We start from the raw sequence: 19,110 nt of genomic DNA, 5'->3' as shown, positions 1-19,110 counted from the left end.
GTTAAGCGGGCGGCAGAGGTGCCGTTATTCTATCGCGTTAAGTTTTGTTGCGTCTCAGGAGACATCCAGCGTGGCCGCATCCGTCCGCCTGATCCGCACCTTGTCGATGTTGCGCCCGTCGAGCGAGACGACCTCGAAGGTGAGGTCACCCGCGACGACAGTTTCTCCCGCATTCGGGAAATGCCCGAGCCGCCACAGGATGAAACCAGCGATGGTCGAATAGCGGTCGGTGTCGTCGACGAGATCGGCCTCAAGCAGATAGGAAGCCCGGCGCACATCCATCCAGCCATCCACCAGCCATGAGCCGTCCTCCGCCTGCTCGGCGAACAGCGCCTCGTCGCCCTCGTCCGGGAACTCCCCAGCGATGGCTTCGAGAATATCGATCGGCGTGGCGATGCCCTCCAGCGTGCCGTATTCGTCCACGATCACGGCCATCTGCAGCGGCGATTTGCGCAGTTGCTCCATCAGACGCAGCACGTTGACGCTCTCATGGACGATGAGCGGCTGGCGCACCGAGCGCTCCATATCGATGCGCCCTTCCTCCAGGAGATCGCGCAGCAATTCCTTGGCCTGCGCCACGCCGACGAGGTTCTCCAGCGTGTCGCGCGCGATCAGGAAGCGGGAGTGGCCGAGGTCGAGGATCTTGGCCTTCAGCTTTTCCGGGTCTTCGTTGATGTCAAGCCACTCGATCTCCGTGCGGGGTGTCATGATCGAGACGGCGGGCCGCTCGGCCAGCGTCAGCACGCCCTGGATCATCTCCTTCTCCTGCGGCGCGAAGAGCTGGTTCTCCTCGGCGCGCTCGGCGATGGCGTCGGCGGTTTCGCCGAGGCCCATCTCGCCGCTGCGCCTGCCGCCAAGGAGGCGCAGCACCGCATCGGCGGTCCGCTCCCGGAGGTCGCCGGTCGTCACCAGCCGCTCCTTGTTGCGCCGGGCGATCTGGTTGAACGCCTCGATCAGCACCGAAAAGCCGATGGCCGCGTAGAGATAGCCCTTCGGAATGTGGAAGCCGAAGCCTTCCACGACCAGCGAGAAGCCGATCATCATCAGGAAGCCCAGGCAGAGGATGACCACGGTGGGGTGCCTGGAGACGAAGTTCATCAGCGGGCGCGACGACAGCATCATCACGCCGATGGCGACCACCACGGCGATCATCATCACCATGAGGTCGTCGACCATGCCGACGGCGGTGATCACGCTGTCGAGCGAGAAGACGGCATCGAGCACGACGATCTGAACGAGGACCTGCCAGAAGATCGCATGGGCGACCTTGCCCTCCTTATGCCCCGCCGTCCCTTCGAGGCGCTCATGCAGCTCCATGGTGCCCTTGAAGAGCAGGAAAATGCCGCCGAAGATGAGGATGAGATCGCGACCGGAAAAATCGAGCCCGGCAATGCTGAAGAGCGGCTTCGTCAAAGTGACGATCCAGGCGATGGAAGCCAGCAGCACAAGGCGCATGAGAAGCGCCAGCGTCAGGCCGATGAGCCTTGCCTTTTCCCGCTGGTGCGGCGGCAGCTTGTCCGCGAGCACCGCGATGAAAACCAGATTGTCGATGCCGAGAACGATTTCGAGGACGATAAGCGTTGCCAGTCCAGCCCAGGCTGCGGGATCGGCCATCCATTCAAATAACATTAGCTGTATCTTTCGGCGAGCCCAAGCAGCCGCCGTCCCTTTTAGTTGAAGGTTTTTTCAATGATGAAGAAAAGCCCCTTGAGGAGCGCGAGCAGCACCCCGGCCACGACTGAAACCGAGACCAAGAAGGCGATGAAGCCCGCGATCACCCAGACGCCGTCCCGCTCCAGAATGCCGAAGGAGAAAAGGCAGATGGCGAAAGCGGGCAGGAGGTTGCCGAGCGGAATGGGGAGCGCCAGCAGGATAGCGAGAATGAGGCAGAGCGCGCCGATGGCATATTCGGCGGGGGGCGCGACAAGCAGCGCCAGCCGCGGCTTGACCAGCCTTTCGGCCCGCGCGAGCCACGGGCCGGCGCGCTCCAGCAGCGCGGCGAAACTGCTTCTGGGCAGGGAACGGTTGGCGATGAACTTCGGAAGCCATGGCTTGCGGCCAAGCATCAGCTGGGCGGCGAGGATAACCAGCGGAATACCGAGCACGCCGGATGTGCCCGGCGGCGTGGGGAGCAGGTTCGGCAAGGCGAAAAGCAGCATGAGCGGACCGAAGGCGCGGTCGCCCATCGCCGAAAGCATGTCCTGAATGGAGATTCGCTCGCGGGACGGCTCCTCGGCCAGCGACCGCAATATTTCGGAAAAGCTGCGTCCGCGCCCAGCCCGCTTCCGGGGCCGTGCGCGGACGATCATACTCGATGGCTCTTCGTCTGGCATAATAAATGCGTTGCCTTGCTTCCGGGAATTTGCCCCACGCCTGCTGGACTATGTCGAATGCTTCCGACCATCATTCTTATGGCAGTTTCTCGTGACAAGCCTGAGAATGACGCGACAGAGCGGCATGTCGCGCGGAGCCTCGTGAAGGCCCCGCGCCATCGGGATCATGCTTTAGATTTCCAGATCGTCAAAGCCGCCCTGGTCCTGTTCGTCATCCTCATAGCCAGTGTTTTCGGCCTTGGGCTCTTCAGCCTGCGGCTCCGCGGCCTTCGCCTCGTCACCACCGAGCATGCCGGCGACCACGTTGCCGAGCAGCATGCCGCCCGCGACGCCCATAGCGGTTTGCGCCGCTCCGGCGAGGAAACCGCCACCCGCTCTCTGCGGATAGCCCTGCTGCTGGAACGGCTGCTGGCCCATGGCCGCCGATCCGCCGGTGAGTGGAACCGCGCCCGAGGGCCGCGCCGGGCGTGCCCCGCCGCCGAACAGGCCGGAGAAAAGCCCGCCGCCGGAGGCGGGTCTCGAGGCCAGCTCCTGTTCCAGCTCATCGATCCGCGCCTGGGCGGCGTTCAGCGCATGCTCCTGCACGACGATGGTCTGCGCCATATAATATGGCGCTCCGGGCTGATGCGCGATCTGTTCGCGAATATAGGCGTCGGCCTCGCCATCCCGCTCCGGGGATTGGCGCTCGACCTCAGCGAGTTTTTGAAACAGCCCCTGGATGGCTTGCTGATCGTTTCTGTCCATAGTCAAGCGAACCCTTTACTCTTCACGCTGGCCGGTGAACTGCAGCAGCAACTGGAAGAGGTTGACGAAATTAAGATAGAGCGAGAACGCGCCGAACACGGCGAGCTTCTGCCGGGACTCCGCGTCGAAGTTTTCGGCATATTGCTCCTTGATGCTCTGCGTGTCCCACGCGGTCAGGCCGACAAAGACGACGATACCGATGACCGAGATGGCGAACTGCAGCGCCGACGAGCCGATGAACATGTTCACGAGACCCGCGATGACCACGCCGATCAGACCCATCATCAGGAAGGACGAGTACTGCGTCAGGTCGCGCTTCGTCGTGTAACCATAAAGGCTGGTCGCGCCGAACATGGTAGCGGCGATGAAGAAGGTGCGTGCGATGCTGGTGCCGGTGAAAACAAGGAACACCGACGCAAGCGACAGGCCCATGACCGCGCAGAAAGCCCAGAACATCATCTGCGCGCTGGCAGCCGACATGCTCTGGATGCGGAACGAGAAGAACAGCACGAAGGCCAGCGGCGCGAGCATCACCACCCATTTGAGGGGGGTGGAGAAGATCGGCACATAAAGCGCGGGCGTCGAAGCCACGGCGAAGGCGACGAGACCTGTCACTACGAGACCGAGGCCCATATAGTTGTAAACGCGCAGCATATGCTGGCGCAGGCCCTCATCGAAGAGAGCGGCGTCGGCCCTCGCATGGGCCGTCTGGTATCCGAAGTTTGGTGTGTTCATAACATCCTCTCGGGGGTTGATGAGATTAATGAAGCGACCGCGCGAGCTTTTCGGCTGCACGTTCGAGATCTTTGGCCTCCGGCTTGGCGACCAGCGTGTAGGCGACATCGCCGATCTGGAAATAGGCGGCCGAAGCGCTGTCGATGGTCGCCGTCTTCGGCGAGACGACGTCGAAAACACCGGGCCGGACGGCGAACAGCGAAAGGTCGCCCAGATCCTCGCTACCGATGGAGACTTCCACGCTGGGGCCGTATTGCGAGGGGTAGATCTGTACATCCTTCACGCGCCAGTCATTCGGCAGGTCCGGCATGATGATGGCGGTGGCGGCGCGGATTTCACCGGGATCGAGGTCGCGGCTTTCCGGCTGCGACGCCATCTCGGCGCGAACCATGCTGGTCCTGTGGGCTCGCACGGCATCCTCGACATAGGCGGGCGGCGGCGTGGAGGCGACGCTTTCCCTGACCTTCAGCGGCCCGAAGGCCTCGTTCGCCAGCCAGCCGGCGGTGACGAGTAGGCCGATGGCGGCGACGCGCTGAAGGCTCGCGAACAAGCGACCATAGGAAAGCCCCCGCTCCAGCCGGCGGGCGGCATCGGCCGTGGCGGGCCGCGCCGCGCTCTTCGAGCCGGCAAGCGCGAGCCGCAATTCGTCCCGTGTCCGCAGGTCCGCCATCACCCGGGCAGCAGCGTCCGGATGGCCGGATAGCCAGGCCTCGACGGCAATGCGGCGGGAGACGTCGAGCTGGTCATCGACATAGGCGTCAAGGTCGGTATCGAGAATGGGATCGCGCGGCTCACTCATCGCGGCCTCCGATGATCTTGAGATGGGTTCTTGGTTGTGACGGCCCGTCCGCCTCCAGGGCGCGCAGGGTCGCGCGGGCCCGGCCTATCCGGGACATCAGCGTGCCCAGCGGTATTTTCAGCGTATCCGCCGCCTGGCTGTAGGACAGCCCTTCGATGGCGACGAGATGCAGCGCCGCCCTCTGGTCCTCGGGCAGGTCGAAAAAGGCCTGCCGTACCTGCGCAAGCCGGACGACGTGCTCCTGCGGCGGGTCGGTCCGGACGTCAGCCAATTGCTGAACAACGTCCATGCGCCCGGCTTCCGCACGGCGCGACCGGGCGCGGTCGATGAATGTGTTGTGCATGATCGAAAGCAGCCAGGCGCGCAAATTGCCGCCGGAGTGCCAAGTTGCGCGCCGCTCATAGGCTCGCACCAGTGCATCATGCACCAGATCCTCGGCCTCGGTGGCATCGCGCGTCAGCGAACGCGCATAGCGCCGCAGCGAGCCGAGCTGTCCGACAATATCGAAACGGTTTCTGGATCTGATCATGCCCTATATACGGAGCCGATCATGATCTTAATCCCGCTCCGGTGAAATTTTTTGTGGGGCGGGCGATTCTAGAGGGCCAGCGTTGCGATGACCACGCCTGCCTCCTGCGGATGCGGGGCGAGCTTGAAGCCGAATTCCTCGGCCATGGCGAGCATTCTGATATTCTCGCTGAGGACGAACCCCTCGATTTGCGAAAGCCCCTCCGCCCGCGCATAATCGACCGCATGCCGGAGCAGCGTCCAGCCGAGCCCATGGCCTTGCAGGTCGGTGCGAACGAGAATACCATATTCGGCTTTCTCCTTGTCCGGGTCGGACAGGAGACGGACAATGCCCGCCATTTCGCCGGTGTCCTTGCGCTCGGCGAGGAAAGCGATCTCACGCTCATAATCGATCTGCGTGAGCCGCAGCAGCATTTCGTCGGGGAAATGGCGCCGTGGCGCCAGAAAGCGGAAGCGGATATCCTCGGGCGAGATTTTCGCGAGGAATTCCGGAAAGAACCTGATATCCGCCGGCTTGATCGGACGCAGGCGGTAGTCGCCATCCGCAAGACTGAATTCCTTTTCCCAGGCGGCGGGATAGGGCCGGATGGCAAGCCCGGGGTTCGGCCCCGGCATTTCGACATCGTCATGCGCGATCTCTATCCGGGCATCCAGCGCGACGATGCCGTCGCTTCCCGCCAGAAGCGGATTGACGTCCATCGAGACGATGCAGGGAAAATCCACGACGAGCTGCGACAGGCCATTGAGCGCCCGGACGATGCCCTCGCGGTCGGCAGGCGGACGGTCGCGGTAGCCGGCCAGGAGCCGTCCGATGCGGGTGCGGTCGATGAGGTCCCCGGCAAGCACGCTGTCGAGCGGAGGAAGCGCAATCGCCGTATCGTCGAGGATTTCGACGGCGGTGCCACCCGCGCCGAACAGAATGACCGGCCCGAAGACGGGGTCGCGGCTGACGCCCAGGATCAGCTCCTGCGCGCCCTTTCCCATGATCATCGGCTGCACTACGAAGCCGTCGATCTTATCGGCGTTCCCTGCCTCGCGCAGCCGGCTTTCGATATGCCGCACCGCTTCGGCTACGCCCTGCGGGGTGTCGATATCGAGCACCACACCGCCGGCATCGGATTTATGCGTGATCTCCCTGGAAAGCAGCTTCACCACCACCCGCGACGTTTGCAGCAGCCCTTCCGCCGCCTTTGCCGCCTCATCGGCCGTGCGCACCGTCACCGTCTCCGGCACGGGGATGCCATAGGCGCGGATGACCGCCTTTGCCTCCGGCTCGGTAAGCATCCGCCGGTTCTCGGACGCCGCCTGCCGGAAAATCGCAAGAACCGCCTCCCGGTCGGCATTGATGTCTTCTCCCCGGCTCGACGGCACCCGCATAAGCGCCTTCTGCGCGCGTGACCATCCGCTTAGGTAAGAGACCGCCGTTGCTGCGGCAGAGGGCGTCTCGAAGCTGGCAAGGCCCGCTTCCTGCAGGATGTGGCGGCCTTCCCGCGCCGTCTTCTCTCCCAGCCAGCAGGTGAGCACCGGCTTGCCGTCGATCATCCCCGCCTTCGTCAGCTGAGCGACCGCCCGTGCGGCCGCCGCTGGGGAAGCAAGGCCCGTCGGGCAGTTGATTACCAGCAGCGCATCGACGCTCGCGTCGGCGGCGACGGCGGTGACCGCCGCGCTGTAGCGCTCGGCCGGCGCATCGCCGATGATATCAACGGGATTGGCGTGCGACCAGGCGGCGGGCAATATCCTGTTGAGGCGCTCGATGGTAGCAGGGGATAATTCTGCCAATTCGCCGTCGAGATCGGCGAGCGTATCGACGGCGAGCACGCCCGCCCCGCCGCCATTGGTGACGATGGCGACACGCGAGCGGTCGAGCCGCGGAAAGCGTGCCACCGTTTCGGCGGCATCGAAGAGTTCTCCGAGGCCCCGCACACGCAAAATGCCCGCCCGGCTGAGCGCCGCGTCCACCACCTTGTCCGAGCCGGAAAGCGCGCCGGTGTGGGTGGCGGCGGCTTTGGCGGCGGTGGCGTGCCTGCCCGCCTTCACCGCGATGACCGGCTTGATACGCGCGGCGGCGCGCGCAGCCGACATGAATTTGCGCGGATCGGGAACGCTTTCGAGATAGAGCAGAATCGCGCGTGTCCTGGCATCGCCCGCGAGCAGGTCGAGATAATCGCCGACATCGACATCGGCCATGTCGCCAAGGGAGACGATGTTGGAAAAGCCGATGCCTTCATCCGCCGCCCAGTCGATGAGCGAGGTGGTGATCGCGCCCGATTGCGAAAGGAGCGCGAGGCCGCCGGGCTGCGGGTCGATATGCGCGAAGCTCGCATTGAGCTTTGCCGAGGGAGCGAGGAGGCCGATGGTGTTGGGGCCGATGATGCGGAAGAGATGGGGCCGCGCCGCATCCAGCATGGCCTGCCGCAGGCCGTTTTCCCTCGTCAGGCCCGCGGTGATGACCACGGCGGCCCGCGTTCCCTTCTCGCCGAGCGCGCGGATGATATCAGGCACCGTCGCGGGCGGCGTCGCGATGACAGCAAGATCAGGCGCGGCGGGAAGCGCTTCCGCGTCCGCATAGCAGGGGCGTCCCAGAACCTCCCCATATTTCGGATTGACCGGCCAGACCTCCCCTTCGAATCCGCCCTTCAGGATATTTTCCATGATGGTGCAGCCGACCGATCCCTGCCGGATCGACGCGCCGAAGACCGCCACCGACCGGGGCGCGACGGCATGTTCGAGATTGCGGATAGTCATTGAGGGCCTCCGTCTCTCGTTACAGACAGGGCCCAGCTTAAACGACAGAGGGGAAAGAGCAATTGCGCGCGGTCAAGCCGGCCTGAACGCCCGGCATATTTGCGGATCGGTCTCTATCCGGCCCGCGCCCATCAGGTCGAGGCAATAGGGGATCGCCGGGAACACCGCATTCAGGCACACATCGATCGAGCGGGGCTTGCCGGGAAGATTGACGATCAGCGTGCGTCCCCGCGTGCCTGCCGTCTGGCGCGACAGGATGGCGGTGGGCACGGATTCGAAGCTGATGCGGCGCATGAGCTCCCCGAAGCCGGGCAGCTCGCGCTCCATCACGAGCCGCATTGCCTCCGGCGTCAGGTCACGCGGCGCAGGGCCGGTGCCCCCGGTGGTAAGAACCAGATCGGCATGGTCCTCGTCGCAAAGCGTGACGAGGGCGTCCCGCACCGGCTCGATCCCATCGGGCACGATGCGTCGCAGCGGCTCCCACTCCGACGTGAGCGCGCGGGCAAGCCAATCCGCGATGGCCGCGCCGCTCAAGTCTTCATATTCGCCGCGGCTGGCGCGGTCTGAGATGGTCAGGATGCCGATACGGACCATGATCGTTCAAAACCTCACTGCACGAGCGGCGTATATACTGCGCCGCCGTGCAATGCCAGACCGCCTGGGCTCAGTCTTCCTTGATGAGGCTATCCTTGGCTGTATCGCGCATCCGCAGATAGACGATGAGCGAAATGCCGATCATGACGGTGACATACCAGTAGAAGCCCCGCTCCCAGCCGCCATTCTTGAAGCTCAGCGCCACATATTCGGCTGTGCCGCCGAAGAGCGTGTTGGCGAGCGCATAGGGCAACGCCACGCCGAGCGCGCGGATATGCGCCGGGAAGAGCTCGGCCTTCACTACGGCATTGATCGAGGTATAGCCGGTGACGATGATAAGCGCCGCCATGACCAGGAGGCCCGCCGTCAGCGCATCGCGCGTTTGCTCGAGTGTGGCGAAGATCGGGTAGGTGAAGAGAACGCCCGCCGCGCCGAAGGCGATCATCAGCGGCTTGCGGCCGATCTTGTCCGAGAGCGCCCCGGCGACGGGCTGCAGGCACATGAAGATGAACAGCGTCACCGCGTTGATCTGGCTCGCCACCTCGCGGCTGAAGCCTGATGTGTTGACCAGGAATTTCTGCATGTAGATCGAATAGGCATAGAAGGCGAGCGTGCCGCCAGCGGTCAGGAGCATGACCAGCGCAGTTTCCTTCGGATGGTATTTGAGGAGCGTCCAGAAGCCGGATTTCGGCGCGCCTGTGCTCTTCGCATTCTTGAAGCTCTCGGTTTCGGCAAGGCCGCGGCGCAGCCAGAAAACCACCACCGCCAGCACCGCGCCGACCGCGAACGGAATGCGCCAGCCCCACGCATCGAGTGTGGATTTCTCCATGACCGATTGCAAAAGGATCAGCAGCATGATCGCCAGAAGCTGGCCGGAAATGAGCGTGACGTACTGGAAGGACGAGTAGAAGCCGCGACGGCTCTTGCCCGCCATTTCCGAGAGATAGGTCGCGCTCGCGCCATATTCGCCGCCGACCGAAAGCCCCTGCATCAGGCGCGCGACAACGAGGAGCGCCGGAGCGAGAAGGCCGATCGTCTGATAGTCGGGGGTGAGCGCGATGATCAGCGACCCCGCGCACATCAGCGTCACCGAGAGCGCCAGACCTGCCTTGCGGCCCTTTCGGTCGGCATAAATGCCCATCACCCACGCGCCGATGGGGCGCATGACGAAGCCGACGGCGAAAACGGCGGCGGCGCTCAAAAGCTGCGCCGTCTGGCTTTCAGCCGGAAAGAAATGCGGGGCGAAGTAAAGCGCGAACGCCGCATACACATACCAGTCGAACCATTCGACGAGATTGCCTGTCGATCCGCCGATGATGGATTTGAGCCGGCTATTGGTGCTCTGCGCACCGGTTTGTTCGGATGCCATGGAAACCATGCGTCTCCCTCCCTGATGAATTTTTCATGGTTGGGGCGACGCTAGAGCCTGGGACATAATTTCTCCAGATTTTAAGCGCTTGATATTTAAGCAATTGAAATCAATGAAATTTCGCCGTCTTGGCCGTGCCGTGGCGGTTTCATTTATGCAAAAAGCTGCGTGACTTTATGCGGTGGATTGCATAATCCTGCACAAATGCAGCTATCTGGAAAATCCGTCAAAGCCCTCGCGGTCCTCATCGCCCTGCTGTCGGCTTCGGCTGTCTGGTGGGCAGCCACGCTTTGGGCGCAGAACGATGCGCTGACCCGGCTTACGCAGGACGCGAGGCTGATCGCGCGCCAGCAGACGCGGCTGGTCGACAGCGAGCTGGCAAAGTTCCGGCTGCTGCCGGTGGTGCTGAAAGAATATAGCGATCTTCAGGACGTGCTTTCCGCAGGCTCGCCCGACGCCACCAGACGATTGAACGGCAAGCTTGACCTCCTCGCCCGTCAGGTCGGCTCGCCCATCATCTATGTCATCGCCCGCGACGGCACAGCCATCGCTTCCTCCAATGCCGATACGCCGGAAAGCTTCGTCGGGCGCAACTATAGTTTCCGGCCGTATTTTCAGATGGCGGTCCAGAACGGCGTGGCCGAATATTATGCCATTGGCGATGTGACCGGGCGGTTCGGCCTTTTCCTCGCCCGGCGCATCGGCGGTGAAGCCGATCCCGTCGGCGTCGTGGTCATCAAGTTCGAGTTTCACCGGCTTGTGCACAGTTGGTCGAACGATCCGGGGCAGACCTTCGTGATCGATCCGCGCGGGATCATCCTGGCTTCGACCGACAAGGCCGAGGATTTGCGGTCCTTCCAGCCGATTTCGGCGGCGGAACGGGCGAAAATCATTGGGAGCGGCCAGTTCACCGCCGGTAATCTGGAGCCGAGCCATTATGCATTCGAGCCCGGCGGCAGGATGCGCGGGCCGGATGGCCGGCAATTCGTTGGCGTGAGTGAGCCGATTGCGGGAACGGAATTGAAGCTCGTCCATATAGCAGCGACCGCGCCCGCCATCCGCACGGCAAACGATCTGGCGCGTCTCATCACCGTGGCGGCGATGGCGCTCCTCGCCTGCCTGACGGCGGCGCTATACTGGCGGATGACGCGGGCGGCGCGCGCCGCGGCGGACCGCGCCGCGCTGGAAGCGGCAGTAGCAAGCCGCACGGCGGAGCTCCACGCGGAGATGGCCGAACGCGCCCGCGCCGACAAGCGCTTCCGCGAGGCGCGGGAGGAACTGGCGCAGGCGAACCGGCTCGCATCGCTGGGCTCGATCACCGCGGGGCTGGTGCATGAGATCAATCAGCCGGTCGCGACCATCCGCACCCTTTCGGAAAATGCGCGCCACCATCTCGAAACGGGCAAGCTGGATAAAGTCGCCGCCAATCTCTCGGCATCGGTCGAATTAACGGCCCGTATCGGCTCGATCACGCAGGAAATGCGGCGCTTTGCGGGACGGCGGCGTGGCGAAATCAGGCTCATTGCCCTGTCCGAATTGGTCGAAGGCACGCTGCTCCTCATGGGCGACCGCTTCCGCAACGCCAATGTCCGGCTGGACCTGCCCGCTCCTTCTAGCCTTCATCTCATGGCAAGCCGGGTGCGGCTGGAGCAGGTGCTGGTCAATCTCCTTCAGAACGCGCTCGACGCGGTGGCCGGATGGCCCGACCCGCATGTGGCATTGCTCGTCAGCGAGACCGGCGATCATGTGTCGCTTATTGTGGCAGACAACGGCCCCGGCATCGACCCTGAGCTTGGCGCGGAGATTTTCAACCCCTTCGTGACAGGCAAGCCGGAGGGGCTGGGTTTGGGGCTTGGCATCGCGCGCGACATCATGACGGAGTTGGAGGGAAGCCTGACCATCGTTCCCTCGCCGCTCGGCGGCGCAGCCTTTGCCGCCACAGTGAAACGGGCAGAGGGGGAGGCAAATCATGGCGGAAAATGAGACGTTACGGGTCATGCTGGTCGATGACGACGCGGCTTTCCGCACGGCCTTGGCGGATTCGTTCGAGATTGCCGGCATCGACATAGAAGCCCATGGCGACGGCCAGTCGGCGCTTGCCAGCCTCTCACCCGACTATCCGGGCATCGTCGTCACCGATATCCGCATGCCCAAGATTGACGGCCATGCGGTGATGGAAGCGCTGCTGGCGCGCGATCCCGAACTTCCCGTCATATTGATCACCGGCCATGGCGATATCGGCATGGCGGTGTCGGCGCTGAAAAAGGGCGCGTTCGATTTCATCGCCAAGCCGTTTTCGGCGGATCATTTGATTTCAAGCGTGCGCCGGGCATTGGAAATGCGCCGCCTCGTGCTGGAGAACCGCCGTCTGCGCCAGGCCGCGGCCGAGGCCGAGCATGACTATCCCCTCCTGGGAGAAACGCCGGTCATGCTGCGGCTGCGCGAGACGATCCGGCAACTGGCGAGCGTCGATGTGGACGTGCTGATCGAGGGCGAAACCGGCACGGGAAAGGAGCTTGCCGCCCGGCTTCTCCACCGCTGGAGCGCGCGGCATTCGCGCAGCTTCATCGCCATCGATTGCGCAGCGCTGCCCGATAGCGTGGCGGACGAAGTGCTGTTCGGCAGCCGGGTCAAGCGGGGCCGGATCGCCGAGGCGGATCGCGGCACGCTGTTTCTCGACGAGATCGACAGCATGTCACCCGCCCTGCAAGGCAAGCTGCTGCGCGTGGTGGAAGAGCGGGAGTTACCCTCCCCCGATGGCGAACCCCGCGCCGTCAACCTGCGCATCATCGCTGCCGCGAAAGGCAATCTGGATAGCGCGGTGGCGGAAGGACGGTTCCGCTCCGATCTTCTCTACAGGCTCGAAACCGTGCGCCTGCGCGTCCCGCCCCTGCGGGAACGGCGCAAGGATATCGGCTTGCTCTTCGCCTATTTTCTCGAGGAGGCGGCGTCGCAATTCGGTCAGCCGCGCCCTGCCATCGACGCAAGGGTCGAGGCCCGCCTGAATTCCCATGACTGGCCCGGCAATGTGCGGGAATTGCGCAATTTCGCCAAGCAGACCGTGCTGGGCCTCAATCCCGACCCTGCCGCCGAACCGGACCATCTGCCGCTTTCCGAACAGATGGACCGGTTCGAGCAAGGCGTGATCCGCGCCGCGCTGGAGCGCTGCCGCGGCGATGTCGGCCTTGCCGCCGAACAGCTGCAACTGCCCCGGCGCAGCCTCTACGCCCGCCTGCAGCGCTTGCGGATCGATGCTTCCACGTTCCGCAAGCGCTGAACGGATAGCATATAGGGAGGAACTTGCCCCAGCCCGGTTGAATTCCCGGCGGAGGCTGCTATAAGGCCCCTGCCTGGTGCAGGCATCATCTGCTGGTTGGGGAGGACGCTATGTCACACGACGCCCTCTTCCAATTGGGGATGGGCTCAGTCGAACTGGACGCCACCCAAACGGAAGACTCTTTCATCCCGCGCGCCATCGAAGCGTGCGTGAAGGTGCCTTATGCCGTTCGCCGGAGTGAACGCATCGGTTTCACGGTGATCGCCTATGCGATTGCCGAGCTTCTCCGCGCCGAAAAAAGATGCCGGGGGAACAGTGCCAAAACGCTGATCTCCGCTGCGGGAAATTAAACGCGCCCCGCACGAGCCTGACGGCTCCCTTCAGCATTTTCGACCATTTCCAGCCTCATCCGCCGCCACGGGCAACCGTGGCTCCATCGTTATTCTGTTTGACGGGATCCCCTATGGAGACGATCCAGACCCCCTATTATCTCATCGACAAGAGCAAGCTCCTGCGCAATCTCCAGGCGATCAAGCATGTCCGCGAGCATTCCGGCGCCAAGCTGCTGCTGGCGCTCAAATGTTTCGCCACATGGTCCGTCTTCGACCTGATGCGCGACTATATGGACGGCACCACCTCCTCCTCGCTTAATGAGGTGAGGCTCGGGCGCGAGAAGTTCGGCGGCGAGACCCACGCCTATAGCGTCGCCTATGCCGACCATGAGATCGATGCGGTGGTGGCCAATGCCGACAAGATCATCTTCAATTCGATCAGCCAGCTCGAACGCTTCGCCGGCCGTTCCGGAAATTTGAGCCGCGGGCTGCGGCTCAACCCCGGCATCAGCTCTTCGAGCTTCGATCTTGCCGACCCGGCGCGACCCTTCAGCCGCCTCGGCGAGTGGGATGCCGGAAAGGTCGCCGCCGTCCTCGACCGCGTCAACGGCTTCATGATCCACAACAATTGCGAGAACGCCGATTTTGGCCTGTTCGACCGGACGCTCAATAAGATCGAGGAGAAATTCGGCTCGATGTTCTCGAAGGTCGACTGGATCAGCCTTGGCGGCGGCATTCATTTCACCGGCGAGAATTACCCGCTCGACGCTTTCTGCGACCGGCTCAAGGCTTTTTCGCAGCGCTACAGCGTGCAGGTCTATCTCGAGCCCGGCGAAGCCGCCATCACCAAAAGCACGACACTGGAAGTCACCGTGCTCGACACGCTTTTCAACGGCAAGGATATCGCCATCGTCGACAGCTCCGTCGAGGCACACATGCTCGACCTGCTGATCTACCGGGAAAGCGCCCGCATGTCCCCCTCAACAGGCGACCGCCGCTACATGATCTGCGGCAAGTCCTGCCTCGCCGGCGATATTTTCGGCGAGTTCCCCTTCGATCATGCGCTGAAGCCCGGCGACCGCATCTCCATCGAGGATGCCGCCGGTTACACCATGGTCAAGAAAAACTGGTTCAATGGCGTGCAGATGCCGTCGATTGTCGTGCGCGAGCTCGACGGCAGCCTGCGTGTCGTCCGCGAATTCTCGTTTGAGGATTATCTGTCGAGCCTGTCCTGAGGCTCTTCCTGGTGATGTGAAGAAAGAAGGAGGCCCCAGCCTAAATGAAGAAGAACATCCTTATCATCGGCGCCGGTGGCGTAGGCCACGTCGTCGCTCATAAATGCGCCCAGAACAACGATGTGCTCGGCGATATCCATATCGCCTCGCGTACGCTCGACAAGTGCCAGGCGATCATCGATTCTGTCAGGGAAAAGAAGAGCCTCAAGGTGGAAGGCCGGCTCGAGGCGCATGCGCTCGACGCATTGGATGTGGAAGCGACCAAGGCCCTGATCCAGAAGACGGGCGTGGAGATCGTCATCAATGTGGGCTCGGCCTTCGTCAACATGCCGGTGTTTTCCGCCTGTATCGCCACCGGCGCGGCCTATATCGACACGGCCATCCACGAAGACCCGCTGAAGATCTGCGAAACGCCGCCCTGGTATGCGAACTATGAGTGGAAGCGCCGCGCGGATTGCGAAAAGGCCGGCGTGACGGCCATTCTCGGCGCCGGCTTCGATCCCGGCGTGGTCAATGCCTATGCGCGGCTCGCCAAGGACGAATATTTCGACCGCATCGATTCCATCGACATCGTCGATGTGAATGCGGGCGACCATGGCCGCTATTTCGCGACCAATTTCGATCCGGAGATCAATTTCCGCGAATTTACCGGCCAGGTCTGGTCCTGGCAGAACAATAAGTGGACCTCCAACAAGATGTTCGAGATCCGCAAGGATTGGGATCTCCCCGTCGTCGGCACGCGCACCACGTACATGACCGGTCATGACGAGATCCATTCGCTCTCGCAGAATCTCGGCGTGCCCGATGTCCGCTTCTGGATGGGCTTCGGCGAGCGCTACATCACGGTCTTCACGGTGCTGAAGAATCTCGGCCTCCTCTCCGAGCAGCCGATCAAGACCGCCGAGGGGCAGGAAGTCGTCCCGCTCAAGGTGGTAAAAGCGGTGCTGCCGGACCCGTCCTCGCTCGCGCCCGATTACAAGGGCAAGACCTGCATCGGCGATGTGGTGAAGGGCGTCAAGGACGGCAAGGAGCGCGAAGTCTTCATCTATAATGTCGCCGACCACGAGGAAGCCTATGCCGAAGTCGGCAGCCAGGCCATCTCCTATACGGCAGGCGTCCCCGCCGCCGCCGCCGCGATACTGATCGCAGAAGGCGCATGGGATGTCGGCAAGATGGCCAATGTCGAGGAACTGCCGCCACGGCCCTTCCTCAACCTCCTCAACCGGATCGGCCTGCCGACCCGTATCAGGGATGGCGCGGAAGACCGCCCGCTGTTCTTCGGCTGAGAGCCTTAAGTTCCCCCGCCTCCAGATATCCCGGAGGCGGGGGAATTGCTGGCTGCTCCTGCTCTGGCTGTTGTCGAGACGCTGGCAATATTTGCTCCAACAGGCTTCGGCCTTTTGTCGGTCCACTGCGGCGGCAGTCCATATTTGCCTGCGACCGCGCCCAGCAATCCGGGCGCGCGGCCGAAGGCTTCGCACGCGGCATATTTCGGCTTGCCGCCCAGCCAGGACTGCACTCGCTGCCTTGAGGGAATGGCGATGTCCAGCCCCTTCGGCTCTTTGCCCGTAATGAGCATCTTGGAAAAATCCTCCGCGAATTTCGAGGCGAGGCCATAAGCATCACCCACCTCCGAAACACGCGGCTTATCCTGAATCGAATTCGCCCCGCGCGCCCAGACTATGGCCGCAGTCTGGACGCCTGATCTGTCGACCGCCTCCGCTTCGACCGCAAGGCCGCCGAGCCCGGCAGGCAAGCGCGGCACACTGACCGGCAACGCGAAGCCGCTGCCGACGCTTACCGCCGTGGCGACCCCGGCCATGGCTTTGTCGGTCGGGACAAGGTCGGTGACGACGGACCGGATGGTCATATCCGCCGGCTGGCCGGCCGCAACCATCTGATATCTATCGCTGAGCGCCACGCAGAGCGCCCGGTCAAGCGCGTTAGCGACCATCGCGCGGTCGGCGTCCGATTTTACGCGGCCCGCGGCGCTGGGGACGAAACCTGTCGGCACGATGCTGACCGTCTTCACCGTGGCCAGCCGCGCGCCATCCACATAAATCCGCTTTTTGGCCAGTTTTCCCTTGGGCGCGCTGAGATTGCCATAGGACGTAAGCGTCCCGCCTTCCGTTAAAGGCACCGAGGCGCACCCGGCGGCGAAGACGAAAGGCAGGACGACGACGAGCTTTAGGGGCGGAAGCCCGGCATGCCGGCGGGTTATTTTGTTGTTGGATGAATTGCTATGCACCGGTTCCTTGCCTCCGTGACGGATGTTCCGGAAGCGACCATGCGAGGGCAGAATTGCCGCAACATTACAGGATGGCGCTCAGAGATAGATCGCGACCAGCGTCCCCATTTCGCTGCTTTTGATGTTGACCTGCCCGCCATGGTTGGACACCACCTGCCTGACCAGGCTCAGACCCAGCCCTGCCCCGGTGCTTTTCGGCGTGACGCGGTAAAATGGCTCGAACACCAATTCCCGATGTTCAGCCAGAATCCCCGGCCCCTCATCGGCCACGGCGATCTCGCCGCCTGCTGAAACCGAAACCGTGATTGTTCCCCTATTGCCGCCATGATCAATGGCGTTGCGAACGAGATTGCTGATCGCCCGTGGCAGGGCGGACGGACTGCCCTTGCGCGGCAGTGCTTCCACCTCGCTCTGGAAAGCGATCTGGTAGCCCGCCGCAATCGCAAGCGGCGCAAGATCGGCCACCACCGTGCGGGCGATGTCCACGAGATCGACCGTTTCGTGGAGATCGGCGGCCTGGTCGTTGCGTTCGAAATCGAGAAGCTGTTCCGCCGTTTCCGCCAGCCGTGCGACATCGTCCATCAGGCGCCTGCGCTCCTGTCCGTCCGGCATTCCGTCGATCCGCGTCTGCATGATGGCGATGGGCGTTCGCAGTTCATGCGCCGCGTCGATCAAAAAATGCCGCCGTTTGCGGAATTCGCTGTCCAGCCGCGCCAGCGTGCCGTTGAAGGCGATCACCAGCGGGGCGACCTCCCTCGGAATACCCTCCACCGGCAGGCGGGCTTCCGGACGGCGCGGCTCGATCTCCGCGGCCCTTTGCGCGACATCGCTCACCCGTGCCAGCGCACGGCTGACGATCCGCGGCACAGCAAGAAAGATCGCGGGCAAGGCCAGTGCAATCAACGATATGTAGATCGGGTAGCTTCGCGCCAGCAGCGCGAGAACAGGCCAGCCTTTGTTGGCGACGCCGCCAAACAGGATCCGCACCTCGCCGACGCTCGTTTTGGCATTCTCGATGGTCGCAATCTCGCCGGTTGCGGGCGATCCGCGCAGATCCGCCTCCTCGAACAGGCGGACCAGCGGACCGAGAGCCACATAGGCGGAGGGAACCGGGCCATAGGAAACGAAAGCGCCATCCATGCCCGACGCAATGAACCAAAGCCCGCCGTTCTGCTCCTTCAACGATGTGAGCGCGGGGGTATCTCGCAGTGCCAGGCCGCTCCGGCTGTCGCGGGAAACGGCTCCGGCAATTGCCGAAACGACCTTGTCCTCCATGGCGATGTTGGGCGACATGATCGTCGTCGCCCAAACGCACAGCCCTGCAATGACAGAGACGACCACAGCGACGATAACGAGGCTGAGCTGCCAGCTAAGCCGCCACCAAAGCGATGGATTTGGCTTCTGCGCCTCACCCATCACTCCTCCTTCAGGAGATAGCCGACGCCGCGGATGCTGTGGATCGTCACGCCGGCTCCCGCATCGGAGAGTCGTTTGCGCAGACGCGAAATATGCGCATCGAGCGCGTTCGACTGAATTTCTTCCTCGTAATTATAGACCGCCGTTTCGAGCGCGGAGCGGAGAACGGTCTTGTCCTTGCGCTTGGCGAGCGCCACCAGCACCAGGAGTTCGCGGCGCGGAAGATCGAGCGGCGCCCCATCGATGGTCACGTCCAGATGCAGGGGATCGATCACCATGCGCCCGGCAATTATTTTCGGCTCCGCCACATGAGATGGCCGCCGCAGCACGGCGCGCACCCGCGCCATCAACTCCTCGACGAGAAAGGGCTTGCCGAGATAATCATCGGCGCCGATATCCAGCCCCTCGACCCGCTCCAGCGGCTCGTTTCGCGCCGTCAGCACGATGATGGGCGTGCCCGAGCCCGACCGCCTCAATGTTGGAATAAAACTCAGCCCCTCGCCATCCGGCAGGCGGCGATCGAGGAGAATCGCATCGTAATCATTCTGGCGCGTCAGCTCCAAGGCGTCGGCGAGATGCATGGTGTGATCCGTGACGATGCCATGCTTGCCGAGCGCCGCCGACAAGGCGTTCGCCAATTCCCTCTCATCCTCGATCAGCAGAAGTCGCATCGTCCCTCGGGCCTTCACTGCCCTTGTCTGCCCTCAAGATTACGGCAGCATTGCGAGGACGTTGCGAATGGGTAGCGGCGCTAA

Annotated in this window: 16 protein-coding genes and 1 pseudogene; 5 read left to right on the top strand and 12 right to left on the bottom strand. The window is 63.2% G+C overall.

What is annotated here, in order from left to right:
• Nucleotides 1-54 precede the first annotated feature (54 nt).
• From ACOWVG_RS15285 to ACOWVG_RS15245, 9 genes are all read right to left on the bottom strand, one after another.
• Nucleotides 55-1,629, bottom strand: a complete 1,575-nt coding sequence (locus tag ACOWVG_RS15285) for a TerC family protein (protein ID WP_420963154.1) — start codon at nt 1,627-1,629, stop codon at nt 55-57.
• A gap of 41 nt (nt 1,630-1,670) precedes the next feature.
• Nucleotides 1,671-2,309: an exopolysaccharide biosynthesis protein gene (locus tag ACOWVG_RS15280; RefSeq protein ID WP_420963153.1), complete on the bottom strand. Its 639-nt coding sequence runs from the start codon at nt 2,307-2,309 to the stop codon at nt 1,671-1,673.
• A gap of 195 nt (nt 2,310-2,504) precedes the next feature.
• Entirely contained in the window at nt 2,505-3,077 is a 573-nt protein-coding gene (locus ACOWVG_RS15275) for a DUF2076 domain-containing protein (RefSeq protein WP_420963151.1), read from the bottom strand.
• Between the two features lie 15 nt (nt 3,078-3,092).
• Nucleotides 3,093-3,812: a Bax inhibitor-1/YccA family protein gene (locus ACOWVG_RS15270; RefSeq protein ID WP_420963149.1), complete on the bottom strand. Its 720-nt coding sequence runs from the start codon at nt 3,810-3,812 to the stop codon at nt 3,093-3,095.
• Nucleotides 3,813-3,837: 25 nt separating this feature from the next.
• Nucleotides 3,838-4,611, bottom strand: a complete 774-nt coding sequence (locus ACOWVG_RS15265; RefSeq protein ID WP_420963148.1) for an anti-sigma factor family protein — start codon at nt 4,609-4,611, stop codon at nt 3,838-3,840.
• Entirely contained in the window at nt 4,604-5,140 is a 537-nt protein-coding gene (locus ACOWVG_RS15260; RefSeq protein WP_420963147.1) for a sigma-70 family RNA polymerase sigma factor, read from the bottom strand. The genes ACOWVG_RS15265 and ACOWVG_RS15260 overlap by 8 nt, the downstream gene beginning before the upstream one ends.
• A gap of 68 nt (nt 5,141-5,208) precedes the next feature.
• The gene (locus tag ACOWVG_RS15255) at nt 5,209-7,884 is read right to left on the bottom strand and encodes a bifunctional acetate--CoA ligase family protein/GNAT family N-acetyltransferase (RefSeq protein ID WP_420963146.1); all 2,676 of its coding nucleotides are present in this window, start codon (nt 7,882-7,884) and stop codon (nt 5,209-5,211) included.
• 72 nt (nt 7,885-7,956) lie between these two features.
• Nucleotides 7,957-8,478: a molybdopterin adenylyltransferase gene (gene mog / locus ACOWVG_RS15250; protein ID WP_420963144.1), complete on the bottom strand. Its 522-nt coding sequence runs from the start codon at nt 8,476-8,478 to the stop codon at nt 7,957-7,959.
• Nucleotides 8,479-8,548: 70 nt separating this feature from the next.
• Nucleotides 8,549-9,856, bottom strand: a complete 1,308-nt coding sequence (locus tag ACOWVG_RS15245) for an MFS transporter (RefSeq protein ID WP_420963143.1) — start codon at nt 9,854-9,856, stop codon at nt 8,549-8,551.
• A 195-nt stretch (nt 9,857-10,051) separates the two neighbouring features.
• Between ACOWVG_RS15245 and ACOWVG_RS15240 the strand changes: the two genes are divergently transcribed.
• From ACOWVG_RS15240 to ACOWVG_RS15220, 5 genes are all read left to right on the top strand, one after another.
• Complete coding sequence (locus ACOWVG_RS15240) at nt 10,052-11,830, top strand: sensor histidine kinase (protein WP_420963141.1); 1,779 nt, start codon at nt 10,052-10,054, stop codon at nt 11,828-11,830.
• On the top strand, nt 11,817-13,124 hold the full coding sequence (locus ACOWVG_RS15235; protein ID WP_420963140.1) for a sigma-54-dependent transcriptional regulator: 1,308 nt from the start codon (nt 11,817-11,819) through the stop codon (nt 13,122-13,124). Before ACOWVG_RS15240 ends, ACOWVG_RS15235 begins: the two co-directional genes overlap by 14 nt.
• A 110-nt stretch (nt 13,125-13,234) precedes the next feature.
• Nucleotides 13,235-13,474, top strand: coding sequence for a hypothetical protein (locus tag ACOWVG_RS15230; RefSeq protein ID WP_420963138.1), 240 nt, complete (start codon nt 13,235-13,237; stop codon nt 13,472-13,474).
• Between the two features lie 113 nt (nt 13,475-13,587).
• Complete coding sequence (nspC, locus tag ACOWVG_RS15225) at nt 13,588-14,691, top strand: carboxynorspermidine decarboxylase (RefSeq protein ID WP_420963137.1); 1,104 nt, start codon at nt 13,588-13,590, stop codon at nt 14,689-14,691.
• 44 nt (nt 14,692-14,735) lie between these two features.
• Nucleotides 14,736-15,977: a saccharopine dehydrogenase family protein gene (locus tag ACOWVG_RS15220; RefSeq protein ID WP_420963136.1), complete on the top strand. Its 1,242-nt coding sequence runs from the start codon at nt 14,736-14,738 to the stop codon at nt 15,975-15,977.
• A gap of 101 nt (nt 15,978-16,078) precedes the next feature.
• Here ACOWVG_RS15220 and ACOWVG_RS15215 read toward each other — a convergent pair.
• From ACOWVG_RS15215 to ACOWVG_RS15205, 3 genes and pseudogenes are all read right to left on the bottom strand, one after another.
• Nucleotides 16,079-16,864 (bottom strand): annotated as a pseudogene (locus ACOWVG_RS15215) (DUF3313 domain-containing protein); the annotation flags it as partial.
• A 153-nt stretch (nt 16,865-17,017) separates the two neighbouring features.
• Nucleotides 17,018-18,355 carry a sensor histidine kinase gene (locus ACOWVG_RS15210; RefSeq protein WP_420963135.1) on the bottom strand — a complete coding sequence of 446 codons (1,338 nt, stop codon included), beginning with the start codon at nt 18,353-18,355 and terminating at the stop codon, nt 17,018-17,020.
• Nucleotides 18,355-19,026 carry a response regulator transcription factor gene (locus ACOWVG_RS15205; RefSeq protein WP_420963134.1) on the bottom strand — a complete coding sequence of 224 codons (672 nt, stop codon included), beginning with the start codon at nt 19,024-19,026 and terminating at the stop codon, nt 18,355-18,357. Before ACOWVG_RS15205 ends, ACOWVG_RS15210 begins: the two co-directional genes overlap by 1 nt.
• Nucleotides 19,027-19,110 lie beyond the last annotated feature (84 nt).

Origin of the sequence: Brucella sp. IR073, assembly GCF_049065735.1 — a bacterium.
Lineage (GTDB): Bacteria > Pseudomonadota > Alphaproteobacteria > Rhizobiales > Rhizobiaceae > Paramesorhizobium.
This window is presented reverse-complemented; position numbering and strand designations above follow the sequence as displayed.